Raw genomic sequence first — 15,539 nt, forward strand, 5'->3', positions numbered from 1 at the left:
TTGCGTCGGGCTTGGCGGTGGGACACACATCGTAGCGCGGTTTACGCGATGTGGCGATCCAACCCGGCAAGCAAATGCTCGACGCGCAGCAATTCGCCGAGCGACCACGCCTGCCACGGCGTGCCGGCGGGCGCGTGCGGCAAATCGCCGTCGGCGATTTCGGAAAGGTGATCGAGCCCCGCGTGATCGAGATGCGCATACAGCGGATCGAGAAAACGCGTTCGAGCTTCGCGGCGCGTTTCGTCAGTGTTGCCGCGCACGCGCAGCCACGCTTCGACGAATGGACCGAGCAGCCACGGCCACGCCGTGCCCTGATGATAGGCGCCGTCGCGTTCGTAAGGGGCGCCGCTGTAGCGGCCGCGATAAGCCGGGTCCGACGGCGCAAGCGTGCGCAAGCCGAGCGGCGTCAGCAATTGCGCTTCGACCTGATCGACCACGGCGCGCGCCGCCGCGCCTTCGAGCAACGGCAACGGCAGCCCGCCGACCGCGAAAATCTGATTCGGACGAATCGCGCGGTCCACTGTGCCGCTGACATGATCGACGTCGATGTTATCGAAAAGCGCCTGTGTCGACGGGTCGACGAAACGCTCGCGGAACGCCTGCCATGCGCGGTCGGCCGGTTGTTGCCATTGCGCATTCCACGTTGCTGCAATGCGCAATGCGTTGATCCACAGTGCCTGCACTTCGACCGGCTTGCCGATGCGCGGCGTCACCACCCAGTCGCCGACCTTCGCGTCCATCCACGTGAGCTGCATGCCTGCGACGCCCGCGCACAACAAACCGTCCTCCGCCGATGCCTTGATGTTAAAGCGCGTGCCTTGCGTATAGCCCGCGAGGATCGCGTCAGCGGCGGCCTGGAGACGCGCCCTGGTTGCCGCGCCCGCGTGATCCGTCGACAGATAGTCGTGCACGGCGACGATGAACCACAGCGACGCATCGACGGAATTGTATTCGGGCGTGTCGCCGTAATCGGGGAAACGATTGGGCAGCATGCCCTCGGACAACGTGCCCGCCCATTCGAGCAGGATCGCCTCGGCGGCATCCAGACGGCCCGACGCGATCAGCAAGCCGCGCATGGCGATGAACGTGTCGCGGCCCCAATCGGTGAACCACGGGAAGCCCGCGAGTATCGTGCGGCCCTCGTTACGCTGGACGACGTAGGCGTCGGCGGAACGTTGCAGGCGCGAGCCGAATGCTTCGCGGCGTTGTTGTTCGGTTTCGGCGAGGGTTTCTGCTTGGCGCGATGCGGTTACGTGTGTTTGTGTCGCATCCGATGCGCTGAGAATCATGACCGCTTGCTCATCCGCGAGATTGAAGCTGAATACGCCGGGGGTCGCGAGGTCTTCGCTGAAATCCAGGCCGCGCTCGCGCTCGCGAACGTAGCAGAAGTTGCGATACCAGTCCGGCGCGTGCGCGTAGCTGCCATTCGTCGCGGCATGAATGCGCGGCAGATCGCCGTAGGGTTGCCAGCTTACGTTGCGCGCGTCGTCGCTGATTTGCGCGCCAAAGTTGAACGCCGCGTTCTCGTGATGCAGCGCGTGATAGTCGCGGCCGGACAGCAACGGCCTGACCTTCAGCGTAAGCGCGCCTGTTGGCGTCGCCGCTTGCGGACGTTCCCATTGCCAGCGCAATACCGTTTCGCACGTCGCCTTGCTGACGAACACTTCGGCCGTGATGACGATCTGCGCATTGAACTGAAAGCGCCACGTCGGCCACGGCTCCGTGCCGAACGCCAGCAGATTCGCGCTCGCATCGGGATACAGCAGGTCGGGCATGTAGCGCTGCATGCTGAGCGGATAGCGCTCGCCGTCCGCTTCGAGCCAGGCTTCCACGCCGTTGACCAGCACGACGCGCCCGCCTGGCGCGCGCGTGGCCGCCAGCAGCAATGCGTGATAGCGGCGCGTGCGCTCGGTGCCCACGGTCCCCGACGCGAAGCCGCCGAAGCCGTCTGCCTCGAGCCATTCGTCTTCGAGCCGCGGCATGTCGAAAGGTCGTTCAATGCGTGTCATGGCGTGAGTGATCTTGCGATGGAAGGCATTAGCGTGTCCATTCTCCTACTTATCACTTTCCGGTTCCTTTCGAAGAACTCACAAACGCGAGTCATTTTTCCCACTCGCAAACGTTTCACAATTATTTCTTGAAAGGGTTGGAGACTGCATCCGCTTTCACAAAACCGGATGCCGACATGAGAAGAGACAAACGCCTCGTGAGTGCCTTTTTCGTTGCGCTCGCAACGTGCGCATTAACGTGTGCATTAAGCGGCTGCGGCGCGGATGACTCCGCATCGGCCAATGCGTCTTCTTCATCGAATGTTGATGCGTCGCTCGATGCGCCATCTTCCGCGGCATTGTCCGCAGCCGCTATTCCGAATGCATCGTCGGCGCTCGCCGCGAACCCCGCTCTCACATCCGACGCCATCACGCAGAACGTGCAAGCCAGCCTCGCCGCCGACAGCCAGCAAGTCGCGCCCGTCATGCGTTATGCACCGGGCGACAGCGCGAACAGCAACTGACCGATTCCCCTGGCGCGCGTGGCGCGCTATTCTTCCCCCCGCAGAAGGTGATATTCCATGACATCAAATAGCCGTCGCCGTTTCCTGCAGACCGTGGCTTCGTCCGCCGGCGCTGCCGCTGCGCTTACCGCGCTGCCCGAGTCGATTCGCAATGCGTTGGCCGTTCCCGCGTTTTCGCGCACGGGCACGATTCACGATGTCGAGCACATCGTCGTGTTCATGCAGGAAAACCGCTCGTTCGACCACTACTTCGGCCATATGCGCGGCGTGCGCGGCTACAACGACCGCTTCCCGATTCCGCTGCCGAACGGCAAGCCGGTCTGGTATCAGCCGTCGAAGGCCGACCCCACGAAGCCTGTGCTGCCCTTCCATCTGGATACGTCGACCACAAGCGCGCAATGCGTGGGCGACCTCGATCATAGCTGGTACAAGACGCATGCCGCGATAGACGGCGGCCGCTACGACCAGTGGCCCGCGACCAAGACCGACATGACGATGGGCTACCACCTGCGCAGCGACATTCCGTTCCACTATGCGCTCGCCGATGCGTTCACGATCTGCGACGCGTACTTCTGCTCGATGCCGGGACCGACCCATCCGAACCGCTCGTATCTGATGAGCGGCACGGTCGACCCGACGGCCAAGTTCGGCGGACCGCTGCTCGACAACAACGACTGGGTCGACGGCGACGGCCCGCCGAACTATCAGTTGCTTTCATGGACCACGTACCCCGAGCGCCTGCAAGCCGCCGGCATTTCGTGGCAGATCTATCAGCAGGGTCTGACCGGCGCCGATCCGCTGAACGGCAACTACGGCACCAACATCCTGCAAAACTTCAGCAACTTCATCAACGCGCAGCCTGGCTCGCCGTTGTATGAGCGCGCCCAAACCGTACGCACCATCGACGATCTGAAGGCCGACGTGCTCGCGAACAAGCTGCCGCAAGTGTCGTGGCTGTGCCCGCCCGCCGCGTACTCGGAGCATCCGAAATACACGCCGGCGTATGGCGCCGAATATACGTCGCAGATTCTGGATGCGTTGACGTCGAACCCCGAGGTGTGGAGCAAGACCGTGCTCTTCATCATGTACGACGAGAACGACGGCTTCTTCGATCACCTCGTGCCGCCGCAACCGGCGACGACCGCTGCGCAAGGCAAGTCGACGGTCAGCACCGAAGGCGAAATTCACAACGTGGTCAACCCGGGACGCGGCGGCAGCTATACCGCCGATGGCCTGCCCTACGGCCTCGGCCCGCGCGTGCCGATGACGATCGTCTCGCCGTGGAGCAAGGGCGGCTTTGCGTGCTCGCAGGTGTTCGATCACACGTCGGTGATTCGCTTCATCGAAACGCGCTTTGGCGTGTATGAGCCGAACATCACCGCATGGCGTCGCACGGTGTGCGGCGACCTGACGACAGCGTTCGATTTCCGCACGCCCGACTCGCGCATTCCGCCGCTGCCCGACACGAGCAACTACAAGACCATTGCCGACAACCAGTGCGCGACGCAGCCGAAACCGACCGTGCCCGCGACGCCCGGCTCGATTGATCCGCAGGAAAGCGGCATTCGTTTCGCGCGCGCCTTGCCGTATGAATTGCATGTGAACGGCCACGCGGACGCGAAGCAGAACGCGTTCGAAATTTCATTCGGCAATACCGGCGACCAGGGCGCGCATTTCTATGTGTACTCGACGAATCGCACGGACGGTCCGTGGCGTTACACCGTTGAAGCGGGCAAGTCGCTCAGCGAGTCGTTCGATCTGACATCGACGAACGGCGTCTACGCTTTTCAGGTGTTCGGTCCGAATGGTTTCGTGCGCAAGTTCGCGGGTAACGTCGGGAGCAATGCGCAGGCAGAGCAGCTTGCGGGTGGCCATCACAACGGCAAACCGGCGGAGCCTGAAGTGAAGGTGCAATACGATGTCGCGAACGGCAACGTGTTCCTCAAGTTCAGCAACAAGGGCGGCAGCTTTGCGCGTTTGACGGTGACGGACAACGCGTATGGCGCACGTCCGCGTCCGGTGATCGTGCCGCCAGGCGCGCATGTCGAAGAGGCTTGGGTGCTGGCAGCGAGCCATCACTGGTATGACTTGACGATAACCAGCAACGACGACGACAGCTTCTCGCGCCGCGTTGCGGGTCATGTGGAGAATGGGCGGCCGAGTATTAGCGATCCGGCTGCGATTGCGCCGGTGTTGGTGGCAAGTTAAGGCGGGTTAGGTTGAGGCTGCGGTTGCGGTTGCGGTTGCGCGTGCGTGGTGTCGGCGCGTCTGGCCGCAGCCTCTGTTGGTTGCAAGCAGAGTTCACACGAAGCTGCTGTCATCACGCCCCCAACAACACCCCCGTTCTAAACGCCCGCGTCCCCGTCACACGCCCCAGCGGCGCGCCCGCCGTCACAAACCGAATCGCGCGACGCATGTAAAACACGCCTTCCGTATTGCTCGTCAACGTAGTGGTTTCGTCCGTCAGCGGATCGACAATATCGAACAACGGTTGACCGACGCGAATCGTCTCGCCGATCTTCGCGCGATGCACGAGAATGCCGCTCACGGGCGCATAGAACTGCTCGCTTCCGGCAAGCGGCGTCGCAGGCGTCAACAACGGCGGCAGCGGCTTCGCTTCCAGCCGAATCGCCTTGCGCCACATGAGATAGTCGACGATCGCATCGGCGTCGTGCTGTGCCGCTTCGTATGAAACGTCGCGCTGGCCGCGGCATTCGACAGTCACCGCAATCGTGCCGGTAGGCACCGGCTTGTCGGCGGGCATGTGTTGCTGCAACTCCCACCACAGCAGGCTATGCGTTTCGTCGAACGCCTCGCCGCCTGAGTTCGTCGCCAGCAGCGACGCTTCTGCGCCAAGATAGCGCGCGAACGGTTCGACTTGAGGCCACGCCGCCTCGCTCGTGTAGAGATGCATCGCGGCCTCGAGCGAACAATGCAGATCGATCACGACGTCTGCATCGAACGAGAGCTTCAGCATCGCCAATTGCAATGACTCGAACTCGGTCATCGGCTTTTGCGCGGCGAGTTCGTCAGCAATCAGACGACGAACGATCCGCACGTTTTCGGCGGCGTCCGAACCTAGCGCTTCGCGCGCTTGCGCGACAAGTTTCGTCAGCCGCAGAAAATGCCGGTTGAAGTTCTTGCCGCTTGCAAGGTCGAAGCGCCCGATAAATTGTCCGAGTACGTACTGCCCGAGTCCGACGGGATTAGCCACGGGCACCAGCACGATCTCCGCATTGAGCGCGCCCTGCTTTTCAAGTTCGATCAAGCGACGCTTCAATAGAAGCGTGGTCAGCATCGCTGGCGTTTCGTCGGCATGCAGCGACGACTGGATATAAATCTTCTCGCCGCTGCCTTGCGCGCCGAAGTGAAACGATACGAGTTCGCGCTGGGTGCCGATTGCCGGCGAAATGAGCGGATGCGATTGCTTGTTCATGAGAGACGAGCGTGGAGTTAAAGAGCGGAACGCGCGGGCATCAATTGCCGTACGGGTCGAAGTCGAAGTACTTTTTCGCGATCTGCGCATAGGTGCCGTCTTTCAGCATCGCGGCAATCGCGGCGTTCATCGACGCCTGCACTGCCGTCTCGTCCTTGCGCAAGCCGATGCCCGTGCCGCGATCGCCCATCGAAAGCGGTTCGCCGACAAACGCAAAGCCCTTGCCGGACGGCGTGCGCAGAAAGCCAAAGTCCGCTTCCACCGAGCCGAGCAGCGCGCCGTCGAGTCGTCCATTCTGCAAGTCGGCGAACACCTCGTCCTGGCTCTTGTACGCGACGACATGCGCGCCGAGCGGCGTCCAGTTCTTCAACGCATAACCTTCGAACTGCGTGCCCGATTGCACGCCGATCTGTTTGCCCGAGAGCGCCTGCAAGCCCGCGGCGAGCGGCGAGCCTTGCCGCGCGATCAGCCGCGATTTGAACTGAAAGAGCTTCGACGTAAATAGAATCTGCTGCTCGCGTTTCTGCGTGATCGCCATCGACGAAAGAATCGCGTCGATCTTGCGTGCCTGCAGCGCGGGAATCATCCCCGAAAATTCGAGCTCGACCCATTGGCAACGCGCTTTAATGCGGCGGCAAACTTCATTGCCGAGATCGACGTCGAAGCCTTTGAGGCTGCCGTCGGGCGACTTCGAATCCATCGGCGGATAGCTTGGGTCGATGCCGAGGCGCAGCGTGTCGGACCCGGCGGCAAACGCGCCGCTGCTGAGGGCCAGCGCGGCGCTTACGATCATCATCAGAGGCAGTTTCATAGGAGCGGAAGTTGTCGAAGTGGACGGAACACGGCGAGCCCATCGTATGCCGCTGCGCCGCTTCATAGAAGTCAGCTTCGGACTATCATGATCACCTTTGCCGATCGCTGGCAGTGAACCACGGACGCTCCAATGGCGTTGACGATCTCTCAACTGCGCGCCTTCAAGGCCGTCGCCGAACATGGCAGCTTGCGCGCGGCCTCGCGTGCACTCGGCGTCGCGCAAAGCGGCATCACGCAGCAGTTACAGAACCTCGAATCGATGTTGGGCGCGACGCTCTTCATCCGCACGAATCGCGGCATCGCGCTCACTGCGCTCGGCCAGCGGCTGTTGCAGCGAGCGGGCGCGATTATCGGCGAGTGCGAGCGCGCCGAGCAGGAGGTGCAGCAATTGCGCGGCGACTACGCGGGCGAGGTCACGTTCGGCATGACGACCGAACCGTTAGTCGATGCATTGGCGCCCGTGCTGATGCAGTTCCGCACGCGCTTCGAGCGAGTGGCGCTGCATCTGCGCACCGGCACATCGCGCATGATGATTTCGTGGATTCGCGAAGGCACGCTCGACTTCGCAGTCGCGCTAGTGTCGAAGCACACGGATACCGCTGATCTTTCCGTCGCGCCGCTGTATCGCTCCGATCCAGTGATCGTCTGCCGCAAGGGTCATCCGAAGGCGCTGGCTCGCTCGCTTGCCGATCTCGCCGATTGCACATGGATCGCCACGCGCTCGCCGAATCTCACCGACGATCCGCAAGTCAATCGCCTGAATCATCTGTTCGAAAGCCACGGTTTGCCGCCGCCGAAAATCGTCGCGACCGTCGAAGGTTTGTACGAGACGCTGCATCTCGTGGGCGCGACGGATTGCCTGTCGCTGGAGTCGTCGATTGTCGCAACACTGGGCGCGTTTGCCGGCGCGCTGACCACGATCGAGGTCCGCGAGCGCGCGATCGAGCAAACCGTCTGCCTGTTGCAACGCGCCGCCATTCCGCTCACGCCCGCCGCGCAGGAACTCGCCACGATGATCGCGTCATACACGCGCACCGTGCGGGCGCGTTGATGGAGGCGCTGCAAGCAGGCTTGCCGCGCTGCGACTAGAATCAAAGCCCCCTTCTTCGCGCGAACAACTTTCGAGGCGTCAGTAAAAAGAAAGGCGCGAGGCTATGTCGCAGACCATCAACAGGAGTTTTCCCACATGATGAATCGAGACAATCCCGTCTGGCTGATCACCGGCTGTTCGACCGGCTTTGGCCGCGAACTCGCGAAGCTGGTGCTCGAGCGCGGCTGGCGCGCCGTGGTCACGGCACGCGATGCATCGAAAGTAAAAGACATTGCCGAGCCGCACGGCGAGCGCGCGCTCGTTCTGCCGCTCGACGTGACGAACCGCGCGCAGATCGCGGAGGTCGTCGCACAGGCAAAGCAGCGTTTTGGCCGCATCGACGCGCTCGTGAATAACGCCGGCTACGGCTATCTGGCGGCAATCGAAGAAGGCGAAGACGCGGAAGTGCGGGCGATGTTCGAGACCAACGTGTTCGGTCTCGTCGACATCACGAAAGCCGTGTTGCCGGTCATGCGCGAGCAGCGTAGCGGTCTGATCGTCAACGTATCGTCGATTGGCGGGCTCGCGAGTTTCGCGGCGACCGGCTATTACCACGCGACGAAATATGCGGTGGAGGGTCTGTCGGAAACGCTCGCCGCCGAGGTCAAGCCGCTCGGCATCGACGTGCTGATCGTGGAGCCCGGTCCGTTCCGCACGAATTGGGCCGGTGCGTCGATGAAGCAGTCGGCCACCGTCATCGACGACTACGCGGCCACCGCCGGCGAGCGGCGCAAGCAGACGGAAGCGCGCAGCGGCAACCAGGCGGGCGATCCGGTGCGCGCGGCGCAAGCGATTATCGACGCCGCGCTATCGGACAAGCCGCCTCTGCGTTTGCTGCTCGGCAAGACCGCGCTCGAACTCGCGCGCAAGAAGCTCGACTTCATGCGCGGCGATTTCGATGCGTGGGAAGCGACCACCGTGGGCGCCGATTACCCGGACGCCTAGAACTCGACGAGCGCGAAGTCTTCCTTGCCCACGTCGCACAGCGGGCAACGCCAGTCGGCGGGAACGTCGGCCCAGCGTGTGCCCGGCGCGATGCCCTCTTCGGGCAAGCCGGCGGCTTCGTCGTAAATCCAGCCGCAGATCACGCAGACCCACTGCTTGAAGTCGTCGGCGGAAGCGGGGTTGGCGGCGTTGGCGGCGTTGGTGGCATTCGCCGATGGCGAATCCGGCGCGCTTTGCTGCTGTGAAGCCGGCGTCTCGTCCAGGCTGACGACGAGCGGCGCCTCCGTGCTCGCGCCGCTTGCGCTGCTCGCTGCGAGGCGCGCCTGCAGGCTGTCGAGCAGGCGTTGCGCTTCGTCTTGCGTGAGGTCGATCCAGTAGGGATCGCCTGCGCCGTCGTTGAGCCGTTCGGGGGAAAACTGGATCTCCAGCGCTACGCCCTTCTTATACATGACGGCGTTACACGACCAGATTCAGCACGATGGCCGCGATAAGCGCAGTGCCGCCGATCAGGCCGAGCAATTGAAGCAGAGTGAGGGATTTGCGCGATGCGGTGGGGAGTTGTTGCGTGGTCACGAGACGGTCTTCGGAAATCGGAAAAAGCGAAATGGTACACGGGTCGCGCAGCGGCGCATGCCGATTTGCGCAAACCCGTGTGTGATCTTGGGCAAGCGGTGGCTCGCCCGATTGGCGAGCAGTTGCCATTATCGCAGCGCGAACGCGCCGGATTATTTACGGCGCGGAGATGAACTCATTCGCGGGCAGGCGCAAAGCCGCCCGCGATAGGCCGCCCCGCGCTTCCGCTCAGCTTTTCGCCAGCGGGCTGCCGTGACGCGAGTCCCAGAAGCGGATCACTTCGGTATCCCCGGTGCCCGCGCCGACCACCTGATCCGGCGAGCCGCATTCGCGCAGCAGCGCGCGCAGATCGTTGATAACGGGAAACACCTCGTGATTCCAGTCCGCGCCCTGCGAATCGTGCGCGCGCTGCTCTGCTTCGACGATTTCGCGGTCTTCCTTGAAGATGCGCTCGGTGAACCACACCAGCAGCGGCCACGCGAGGTTCAGTGCGCCAGGAATTCCGGGCTTGCGAATCGACAGCAGCCCGAATGTGCGATTGGTGCGCTGCTCGCGATCGAGCGGCACATAGACGATCCACAGATCCATCACGAGTGTCTTCTCCGACGTGCGAATCTGCAGCGTCTGATACGGATACTCGGTGCGGATCGTCATCACGTCCTTGTCGTTGTCGCCGCCCGTTTTGCGGCTCTGGCCGAACACGATAGCCTCGCCGATCGGCTGCTGGCCGGCCATGCGCGCAAACGTATAGTCGACCTCGACCCAGCCTTCGCCGCGCCGCCGCCCGAGCGAACGCGCGCGCATCTGTCCCATTTGCCGGCGATGCAAAAACTGATGGTTCATGTCCATCAGATTCTCGTGCATGAACGAGTAGTGGCAATTCACCGGACGGCCGAAGCGCCGCGTCTTGTACTTCTTGTCCGACACGGAGCCGAGCGTGGGCAGCGGCCGAACCTCGGCCATTGCCGGGTCGCCGGGGAATACGAAGATCAGTCCTTCCACTTCGCGGCACGGATACGAGCGCACGCCGTTCGGCAAACGCTCGCGCCCGAGATAGGGCACGTCGATGCATTTGCCCGAGCAGTCGTAAGTCCAGCCGTGGTAACCGCAACGAATCGATTCGCCATCGACCACGCCCTGGTGCAACGGCACCTGCCGATGCGCGCAGCGGTCTTCGAGCGCGAACACTTTGCCGGACTCGGTGCGCGCGAGCACGATCGGATCGCCCGCGAACGTCACCCCATGCGTCTTGCCGCGCTTCACCTCATGTGACCACGCGAGCGGATACCAGTAGTCCGGGTGAATCCCGACGCGGCGCAGGTCGCGAACCGGCGCGTCGTTGGCGGCCTGGCCCTGTGTGGGAGCGGCTTTTGGCGATGCCGCATGCGTTGGCGACGCCTCGACGGTGTTTTGTTCGAGCGGGGGAACAGCATGCATAGTGTGGAGCCTCCGTGCACGTGCGGATAGAGTAGGAGGCCGCGTGTGGCGGCCGTTATCGCCGTCAGTCTACTCGAACCGGGCGGAGCCTGGGGCGGGCGGGACATCGCGCCGCGCCCGGCGGCCGGGTGCTCGGGGGTGTCGCTACGCGTCGTCGCGGGCTATCAGGCCGGTGCGGCGCTGCACGCCCCACGAGCGTCCGCCGCGCAAAAAATGCAGCCAGCCGAGCGCCGCACCCAGGTGCCGCAGCAACTGGAAAGTGAACGGCTCCGCGATTGCCGCGAGCATCGCCATCCCCATGCCGGCACGGCTGCGCGTGCCGGTCCAGCGCCGGTAAAGATGGATGCTCCACAGGTAAAAGGCGAGATCGATCGCCGTTTTGACGCCGATCACGCCGAAGATCGACGCGACGATAGCGCCGTGCCCGCCCAGCAAAAAAGCGAGCAGCAATCCGAACGCCGTCAGGCCGTAGATCGGCTGCATCGTGTCGAGCGCCTTGACGGGCAGCATCAGCATGCCGAGCATTCCATAGCGCGGATTGCCGGTCATGTCGCGATTCCAGTACTGCGTTTGCAGGAAGCCCGCGAACCAGCGGCGGCGCTGGCGCAGGAAACTGGCGAGGTTGTCGGGCGCATCCGTGTGCGCATGCGCGTTGCCGATCACGCGCACGTCCCAGCCGAGGCCGTGATCGACGGAATGACGGCGCAGCCGGTGAATCAGCTCGTAGTCTTCGACCAGACACTGCGGATCGAAACCGCCGACGTCCAGCAGCGCCTCGCGTTTGAACGATGCGAACGCGCCCGACACGAGCAGCAGACTGTCGGCGCGCATCCACGCAAAACGCGCGATGAAATTGCGCATGTATTCGTAGGTCTGGAACCATTGCAGCACGCGGCCCGACGCCGATTTGCCGCACACCGGCACCAGAATGCCGGCCGCGGCGACGAGCTTCGCGTCGTTCGCAAAAGCGGCGCGCATCGCGTAGGTGGCGTCGTCATCGAGCAGCGTGTCGGCGTCGACGGTCATCACGGTTTCCGTCGTCATCAACGTGATGGCGGCGTTCAGCGCGCGCGCCTTGCCGCCGTGCGGCATGCGCAGCCAGAACAGATTCGGATGCAGCGCGCTCGGTGCGCTCAGCGTGCCCTCGGCAGGCGCGGTGAGACCGAAGCGTTCGGTAAGGAGCGAGTGCGTTTGATCGGTCGAGCCGTCGTCGGCAATGACGATTTGAGCCGGGCCGTGCACCTGCCGCAGCAGCGCCGCGATCGTGACCGGCAGCACGGCCGCCTCGTTATGCGAGGCGACGATCACGCCCATGTCCGGCAGAGCGCGCCGATCGTAATCGGGCTCGAGCGGCGGCACACGGCGCATCAACGGCAAGCTTTTCCAGGTGACGAACGCGAGCAGCAACGTGTCGTAGATCACGTAGGCGATACCCGTCGACCACGCAACCACGCCGTGCAGAAAGAATGCACGCGCAAACAACAGCAGCCATGCAGCGACGACGGCCGTATGAATCAGCGTGCTCAACCACGTCGTGCCGCGCGGCACGATGCGGGGCGATGCAAGCGCGAACGCCTGTTCCAGGGTCTTTTTCAAAATTGCTAAGCGTCGATGGTTGCTGCCGTTTCAGAAAATGAGCGATGCGGTTGTCACGGCACCATGCGCCTCAGAACCGATTTGCGATCGATCCACTCGTGCTTCAGCGCGCCGCCGATATGCATGGCGAGCAACGCGTACAGCGCATAGCCGAGCCACGTATGCAATGCGCCGAAGCGGTCATGCAGCGTCTCCTTCAACGCGGGCTCGAGGTTCATCACGTAGCCGATGCGCGGCCAGGGAAACAGATCGAAGAGCCGCATGGGATGCGTGGCCGCGTCCTTCCATGCCGAGTCGTGCAGCCAGCCCGAGAGCGGCAGCGCGATCATCAGGAAATAGAGAACGAAGTGCGCGACATGCGCGGCCACTTTTTCCCACGACGGAAATTCGCGCGGCAGCGGCGGCGGCTTGTGCGATACGCGCCACAAGATCCGCATTAGCGCGAGGCCCAGTACCGTGATGCCGATGGACTTGTGCGTATTGATCACGGGACGCACCCAGTCGTCGGGCAACGAGTCCGCGCTCAAGGCCAGCACCACGTTGCCGATGATCAGCAACGCGATGAGCCAGTGCAGCGCGATCGCCGTGCGCGTGTATCGCGGGGCCGCCGAAGCGTGGGTCTGGTTGGCCAGACGTTGAGTGTGCGTATTCATGAGTGATGTGATCGGCGAGGGAATCGTTGCAATGTCTTTGTAATGGCGTGGTCAGCGAGTTCAGCGGCTTAAGCGACGCACCATTCAGGGACAAGAACTGCTGAGTGTGCCGTTTTATTCCATGACGTGCTTAATGATGTGTTTCGGTTTATTTCACGCCGGCAGGCGTCGGCGAGTTTGCGCTAGACCCGAGAACTTCGTGGCGCAAGAAAAATATCTCTGTGGCGTGCAACCCGCGATAGCCCAATTCAATTGGCATCGGCGGAAATCGCATCCTCTAATAAAAGCCCTGTGTTTGGCTGCATTCACCTATCGACCGTCGCTTAACCGGAGACATCAATGTCGCAACCCGAGCCAAATGTGGAAGAAGTGGTGAGAAGCATCGCGGAGGAGACCGATACGCCGACCGAGACGGTCTCGAAGATGTACGCGGACACGTTGGCCGACTATCGCCATCAAGCCAAGGTGCAGGATTACGTGCCGCTCTTCGCGGCGAGGAAAGTGCGCGACCAGCTTCGCGACGCGTCACATCGCAAGCATTGAATATCGCGGCGCGTGTCATGCGATTCGTCGGTTGATTTAGCCTGATACATGCGGCGATATACGCCGCGATACCCGCGCCATTGCACGTAAAACACCGCTTATTTTTTCCCGCTGCTAGACTGAACTCCGTTCAACCGACCGGGGGATTGGCATGCGTGTGGCAATCGTTGGCGCGGGAATCGCCGGGCTGAGCACGGCATGGTCGCTCACCAAACTGGGGCATGATGTCACGCTGATCGAGCAGGGCTCGATCCCGAATCCGCTCGCCGCATCGGGCGACCGGCATCGCATGATTCGCCGGGCATATGGCGAAGCCGACGGCTATGCGCAGGCCATCGCCGAAGCGTTCGATAGTTGGGACATGCTATGGGACGATCTCGGCGTTTCGCACTATGCAAATTGCGGCGTGCTCGGTATTTCGCAGTTTGCCGGCGATGGCGCCGAGCGGTTCCGCATCGGTCTTGACCGCATGGGCTTCGAGTACGAACGGCTTGATTCGCGCGAGGCCGCCCAGCGTTACCCGTTTCTCGATGCCGCTACGTTTCGCTACGCCTACTTTGATCGCGACGGCGGCACGCTGTTTAGCGAGCGCATTGCGCATGATCTGAAAGCATGGCTCCGCATGCGCGGCGTCGACGTTCGCATGCACACGAAGGCCGTGGCGATCGATCCGCAGAACGCGAGCGTGCGCATCGAAAGCGGCGCGACGGTTCACGCGGACCGGCTCGTCGTGACGGCCGGTGCGTGGACGCTGCGGCTCTTTCCGTCGCTCGCGGAAAACCTCTCTATCTATCGCAACGCCGTTGCTTATCTGACGCCGCCCGCCGATCTCGACGATGCGTGGTCGAACGCGCCGGCAATCGTCGACATCGGCGGTTCGAGCGACGGCTATGTATTGCCGCCGAGCGACGGTATTGGTCTGAAGTTCGGTGCGCGTGCATTCAAACGGTCGGTGCCGGATGCAGAAACCGACCGCATCGCCGGGCCCGACGAAGGCGACCGTTTGCGACGGCTCTTTGCGCCGCCGTTTAGCCGCATCGATGAATACACGGTCACGGAGGTGAAGACCTGCGCGTACACGTTCACCGCGGATGAGCGGTTCTTTTCGAAGCGCATCGGCAAGACGCTCGTGGTGTCGGCGTGCTCGGGGCACGGCTACAAATTCGGCGCGGCCGTGGGACAGCGAGTCGCGCATGCGCTCGAAACCGATGACGACACCACGCTCGTTCAGTGGCTCAGAGCGGAAACGGTGTGAGGACGTTGTGAGCGACGGCGCTTGATCTTGCGCTGAGTGAGTGCATGGTTCCAAATTCTGCGCATGCGCTGGAGCTAACAATCGCGGCCCGATTTTCTTATGCTGACGGTTTGCGTCGATATAACAAAGGAGCCGCGCATGTCCGACACGATTCAGATCCGCCCCGTCAAACAGGACGATTTCAATGCATGGCTGCCGCTATGGGACGCGTATAACGCGTTTTACGGCCGCTCCGGCGAGACCGCATTGCCGCGTGAAATCACGCAACTTACGTGGGGCCGCTTTTTCGATGCATACGAGCCGATGCATGCGATGGTTGCGGAACGCAATGGGCAGTTGGTCGGCATCGTGCACTTTCTGTATCACCGGCACACGACGCTCGCGGGACCGATTTGTTATTTGCAGGACCTGTATACGTTGGAATCCGAGCGCGGCAAAGGCGTGGGGCGCGCGTTGATCGAGGCAGTGTATGCGCGCGCGAAAGCAGACGGTTCGCAGCGCGTGTATTGGCAAACGCACGAGACGAATCACACGGCGATGAAGTTGTACGACGCGGTGGCGGATAAGTCGGGGTTTGTGGTTTATCGGAAGCAGGTGTGAGCAACGCCCCGCTGCTTTAGACATTCACGCGGCTCGCCCCAAAACAAAAAGCGCACCACCCAGTGCGCTTTTCATCCCCGCAATTA

General features: G+C 62.6%; 14 protein-coding genes. 7 read left to right on the forward strand and 7 right to left on the reverse strand.

The window, feature by feature from the left end:
* Window positions 1-41: 41 nt before the first annotated feature.
* The gene (locus CUJ91_RS29765) at window positions 42-2,009 is read right to left on the reverse strand and encodes an amylo-alpha-1,6-glucosidase (protein WP_114157830.1); all 1,968 of its coding nucleotides are present in this window, start codon (window positions 2,007-2,009) and stop codon (window positions 42-44) included.
* Window positions 2,010-2,185: 176 nt separating this feature from the next.
* Here CUJ91_RS29765 and CUJ91_RS29770 point away from each other — a divergent pair, with 176 nt between their 5' ends.
* Both CUJ91_RS29770 and CUJ91_RS29775 read left to right on the forward strand, forming a co-directional pair.
* A complete protein-coding gene (locus CUJ91_RS29770; protein ID WP_114157831.1) occupies window positions 2,186-2,512 on the forward strand; it encodes a hypothetical protein in 327 nt (108 codons plus the stop codon).
* Between the two features lie 57 nt (window positions 2,513-2,569).
* Entirely contained in the window at window positions 2,570-4,720 is a 2,151-nt protein-coding gene (locus tag CUJ91_RS29775) for a phosphocholine-specific phospholipase C (RefSeq protein WP_114157832.1), read from the forward strand.
* 112 nt (window positions 4,721-4,832) lie between these two features.
* Here CUJ91_RS29775 and CUJ91_RS29780 read toward each other — a convergent pair whose 3' ends face one another.
* Together CUJ91_RS29780 and CUJ91_RS29785 are read right to left on the reverse strand one after the other, a co-directional pair.
* Window positions 4,833-5,948 (reverse strand): succinylglutamate desuccinylase/aspartoacylase family protein, encoded by a 1,116-nt coding sequence (locus CUJ91_RS29780; protein ID WP_114157833.1) that lies wholly within the window; start codon window positions 5,946-5,948, stop codon window positions 4,833-4,835.
* Window positions 5,949-5,988: 40 nt separating this feature from the next.
* Window positions 5,989-6,759: a transporter substrate-binding domain-containing protein gene (locus CUJ91_RS29785; protein WP_114157834.1), complete on the reverse strand. Its 771-nt coding sequence runs from the start codon at window positions 6,757-6,759 to the stop codon at window positions 5,989-5,991.
* A 132-nt stretch (window positions 6,760-6,891) separates the two neighbouring features.
* On the opposite strand from CUJ91_RS29785, the gene CUJ91_RS29790 reads away from it, so the two are divergent.
* Both CUJ91_RS29790 and CUJ91_RS29795 read left to right on the forward strand, forming a co-directional pair.
* Window positions 6,892-7,812 (forward strand): LysR substrate-binding domain-containing protein, encoded by a 921-nt coding sequence (locus tag CUJ91_RS29790; RefSeq protein ID WP_114157835.1) that lies wholly within the window; start codon window positions 6,892-6,894, stop codon window positions 7,810-7,812.
* Window positions 7,813-7,947: 135 nt separating this feature from the next.
* The gene (locus tag CUJ91_RS29795) at window positions 7,948-8,796 is read left to right on the forward strand and encodes an oxidoreductase (RefSeq protein WP_006047360.1); all 849 of its coding nucleotides are present in this window, start codon (window positions 7,948-7,950) and stop codon (window positions 8,794-8,796) included.
* Here the strand turns inward: CUJ91_RS29795 and CUJ91_RS29800 are convergent.
* The 4 genes from CUJ91_RS29800 to CUJ91_RS29820 form a co-directional block, all read right to left on the reverse strand.
* Window positions 8,793-9,245 carry a rubredoxin gene (locus tag CUJ91_RS29800; RefSeq protein ID WP_107707090.1) on the reverse strand — a complete coding sequence of 151 codons (453 nt, stop codon included), beginning with the start codon at window positions 9,243-9,245 and terminating at the stop codon, window positions 8,793-8,795. The two genes, CUJ91_RS29795 and CUJ91_RS29800, sit on opposite strands and share 4 nt — an antisense overlap.
* A gap of 352 nt (window positions 9,246-9,597) precedes the next feature.
* Window positions 9,598-10,806, reverse strand: coding sequence for an aromatic ring-hydroxylating oxygenase subunit alpha (locus CUJ91_RS29810; RefSeq protein WP_006047362.1), 1,209 nt, complete (start codon window positions 10,804-10,806; stop codon window positions 9,598-9,600).
* A gap of 144 nt (window positions 10,807-10,950) precedes the next feature.
* Window positions 10,951-12,402 carry a glycosyltransferase family 2 protein gene (locus CUJ91_RS29815; RefSeq protein WP_114157836.1) on the reverse strand — a complete coding sequence of 484 codons (1,452 nt, stop codon included), beginning with the start codon at window positions 12,400-12,402 and terminating at the stop codon, window positions 10,951-10,953.
* Between the two features lie 53 nt (window positions 12,403-12,455).
* Window positions 12,456-13,055, reverse strand: a complete 600-nt coding sequence (locus tag CUJ91_RS29820; RefSeq protein WP_114157837.1) for a cytochrome b — start codon at window positions 13,053-13,055, stop codon at window positions 12,456-12,458.
* A 339-nt stretch (window positions 13,056-13,394) separates the two neighbouring features.
* Between CUJ91_RS29820 and CUJ91_RS29825 the strand changes: the two genes are divergently transcribed.
* From CUJ91_RS29825 to CUJ91_RS29835, 3 genes are all read left to right on the forward strand, one after another.
* Window positions 13,395-13,598, forward strand: a complete 204-nt coding sequence (locus CUJ91_RS29825; RefSeq protein WP_029967210.1) for a DUF3562 domain-containing protein — start codon at window positions 13,395-13,397, stop codon at window positions 13,596-13,598.
* Between the two features lie 151 nt (window positions 13,599-13,749).
* On the forward strand, window positions 13,750-14,853 hold the full coding sequence (locus CUJ91_RS29830; RefSeq protein WP_006047366.1) for an NAD(P)/FAD-dependent oxidoreductase: 1,104 nt from the start codon (window positions 13,750-13,752) through the stop codon (window positions 14,851-14,853).
* Window positions 14,854-14,991: 138 nt separating this feature from the next.
* Complete coding sequence (locus CUJ91_RS29835) at window positions 14,992-15,453, forward strand: GNAT family N-acetyltransferase (protein ID WP_006047367.1); 462 nt, start codon at window positions 14,992-14,994, stop codon at window positions 15,451-15,453.
* Window positions 15,454-15,539: the final 86 nt, after the last annotated feature.

This window comes from Paraburkholderia graminis (assembly GCF_003330785.1).
Taxonomy (GTDB): Bacteria; Pseudomonadota; Gammaproteobacteria; order Burkholderiales; family Burkholderiaceae; genus Paraburkholderia; species Paraburkholderia graminis.

What these genes read in the sequence shown, in the direction of transcription:
- CUJ91_RS29775 (WP_114157832.1), top strand. Translation starts at nt 2,570, where the DNA reads ATGACATCAAATAGCCGTCGCCGTTTCCTGCAGACCGTGGCTTCGTCC.
- CUJ91_RS29800 (WP_107707090.1), bottom strand. Translation starts at nt 9,245, where the DNA reads ATGTATAAGAAGGGCGTAGCGCTGGAGATCCAGTTTTCCCCCGAACGG.
- CUJ91_RS29820 (WP_114157837.1), bottom strand. Translation starts at nt 13,055, where the DNA reads ATGAATACGCACACTCAACGTCTGGCCAACCAGACCCACGCTTCGGCG.
- CUJ91_RS29810 (WP_006047362.1), bottom strand. Translation starts at nt 10,806, where the DNA reads ATGCATGCTGTTCCCCCGCTCGAACAAAACACCGTCGAGGCGTCGCCA.
- CUJ91_RS29825 (WP_029967210.1), top strand. Translation starts at nt 13,395, where the DNA reads ATGTCGCAACCCGAGCCAAATGTGGAAGAAGTGGTGAGAAGCATCGCG.
- CUJ91_RS29785 (WP_114157834.1), bottom strand. Translation starts at nt 6,759, where the DNA reads ATGAAACTGCCTCTGATGATGATCGTAAGCGCCGCGCTGGCCCTCAGC.
- CUJ91_RS29765 (WP_114157830.1), bottom strand. Translation starts at nt 2,009, where the DNA reads ATGACACGCATTGAACGACCTTTCGACATGCCGCGGCTCGAAGACGAA.
- CUJ91_RS29790 (WP_114157835.1), top strand. Translation starts at nt 6,892, where the DNA reads ATGGCGTTGACGATCTCTCAACTGCGCGCCTTCAAGGCCGTCGCCGAA.
- CUJ91_RS29780 (WP_114157833.1), bottom strand. Translation starts at nt 5,948, where the DNA reads ATGAACAAGCAATCGCATCCGCTCATTTCGCCGGCAATCGGCACCCAG.
- CUJ91_RS29830 (WP_006047366.1), top strand. Translation starts at nt 13,750, where the DNA reads ATGCGTGTGGCAATCGTTGGCGCGGGAATCGCCGGGCTGAGCACGGCA.
- CUJ91_RS29770 (WP_114157831.1), top strand. Translation starts at nt 2,186, where the DNA reads ATGAGAAGAGACAAACGCCTCGTGAGTGCCTTTTTCGTTGCGCTCGCA.
- CUJ91_RS29835 (WP_006047367.1), top strand. Translation starts at nt 14,992, where the DNA reads ATGTCCGACACGATTCAGATCCGCCCCGTCAAACAGGACGATTTCAAT.
- CUJ91_RS29795 (WP_006047360.1), top strand. Translation starts at nt 7,948, where the DNA reads ATGATGAATCGAGACAATCCCGTCTGGCTGATCACCGGCTGTTCGACC.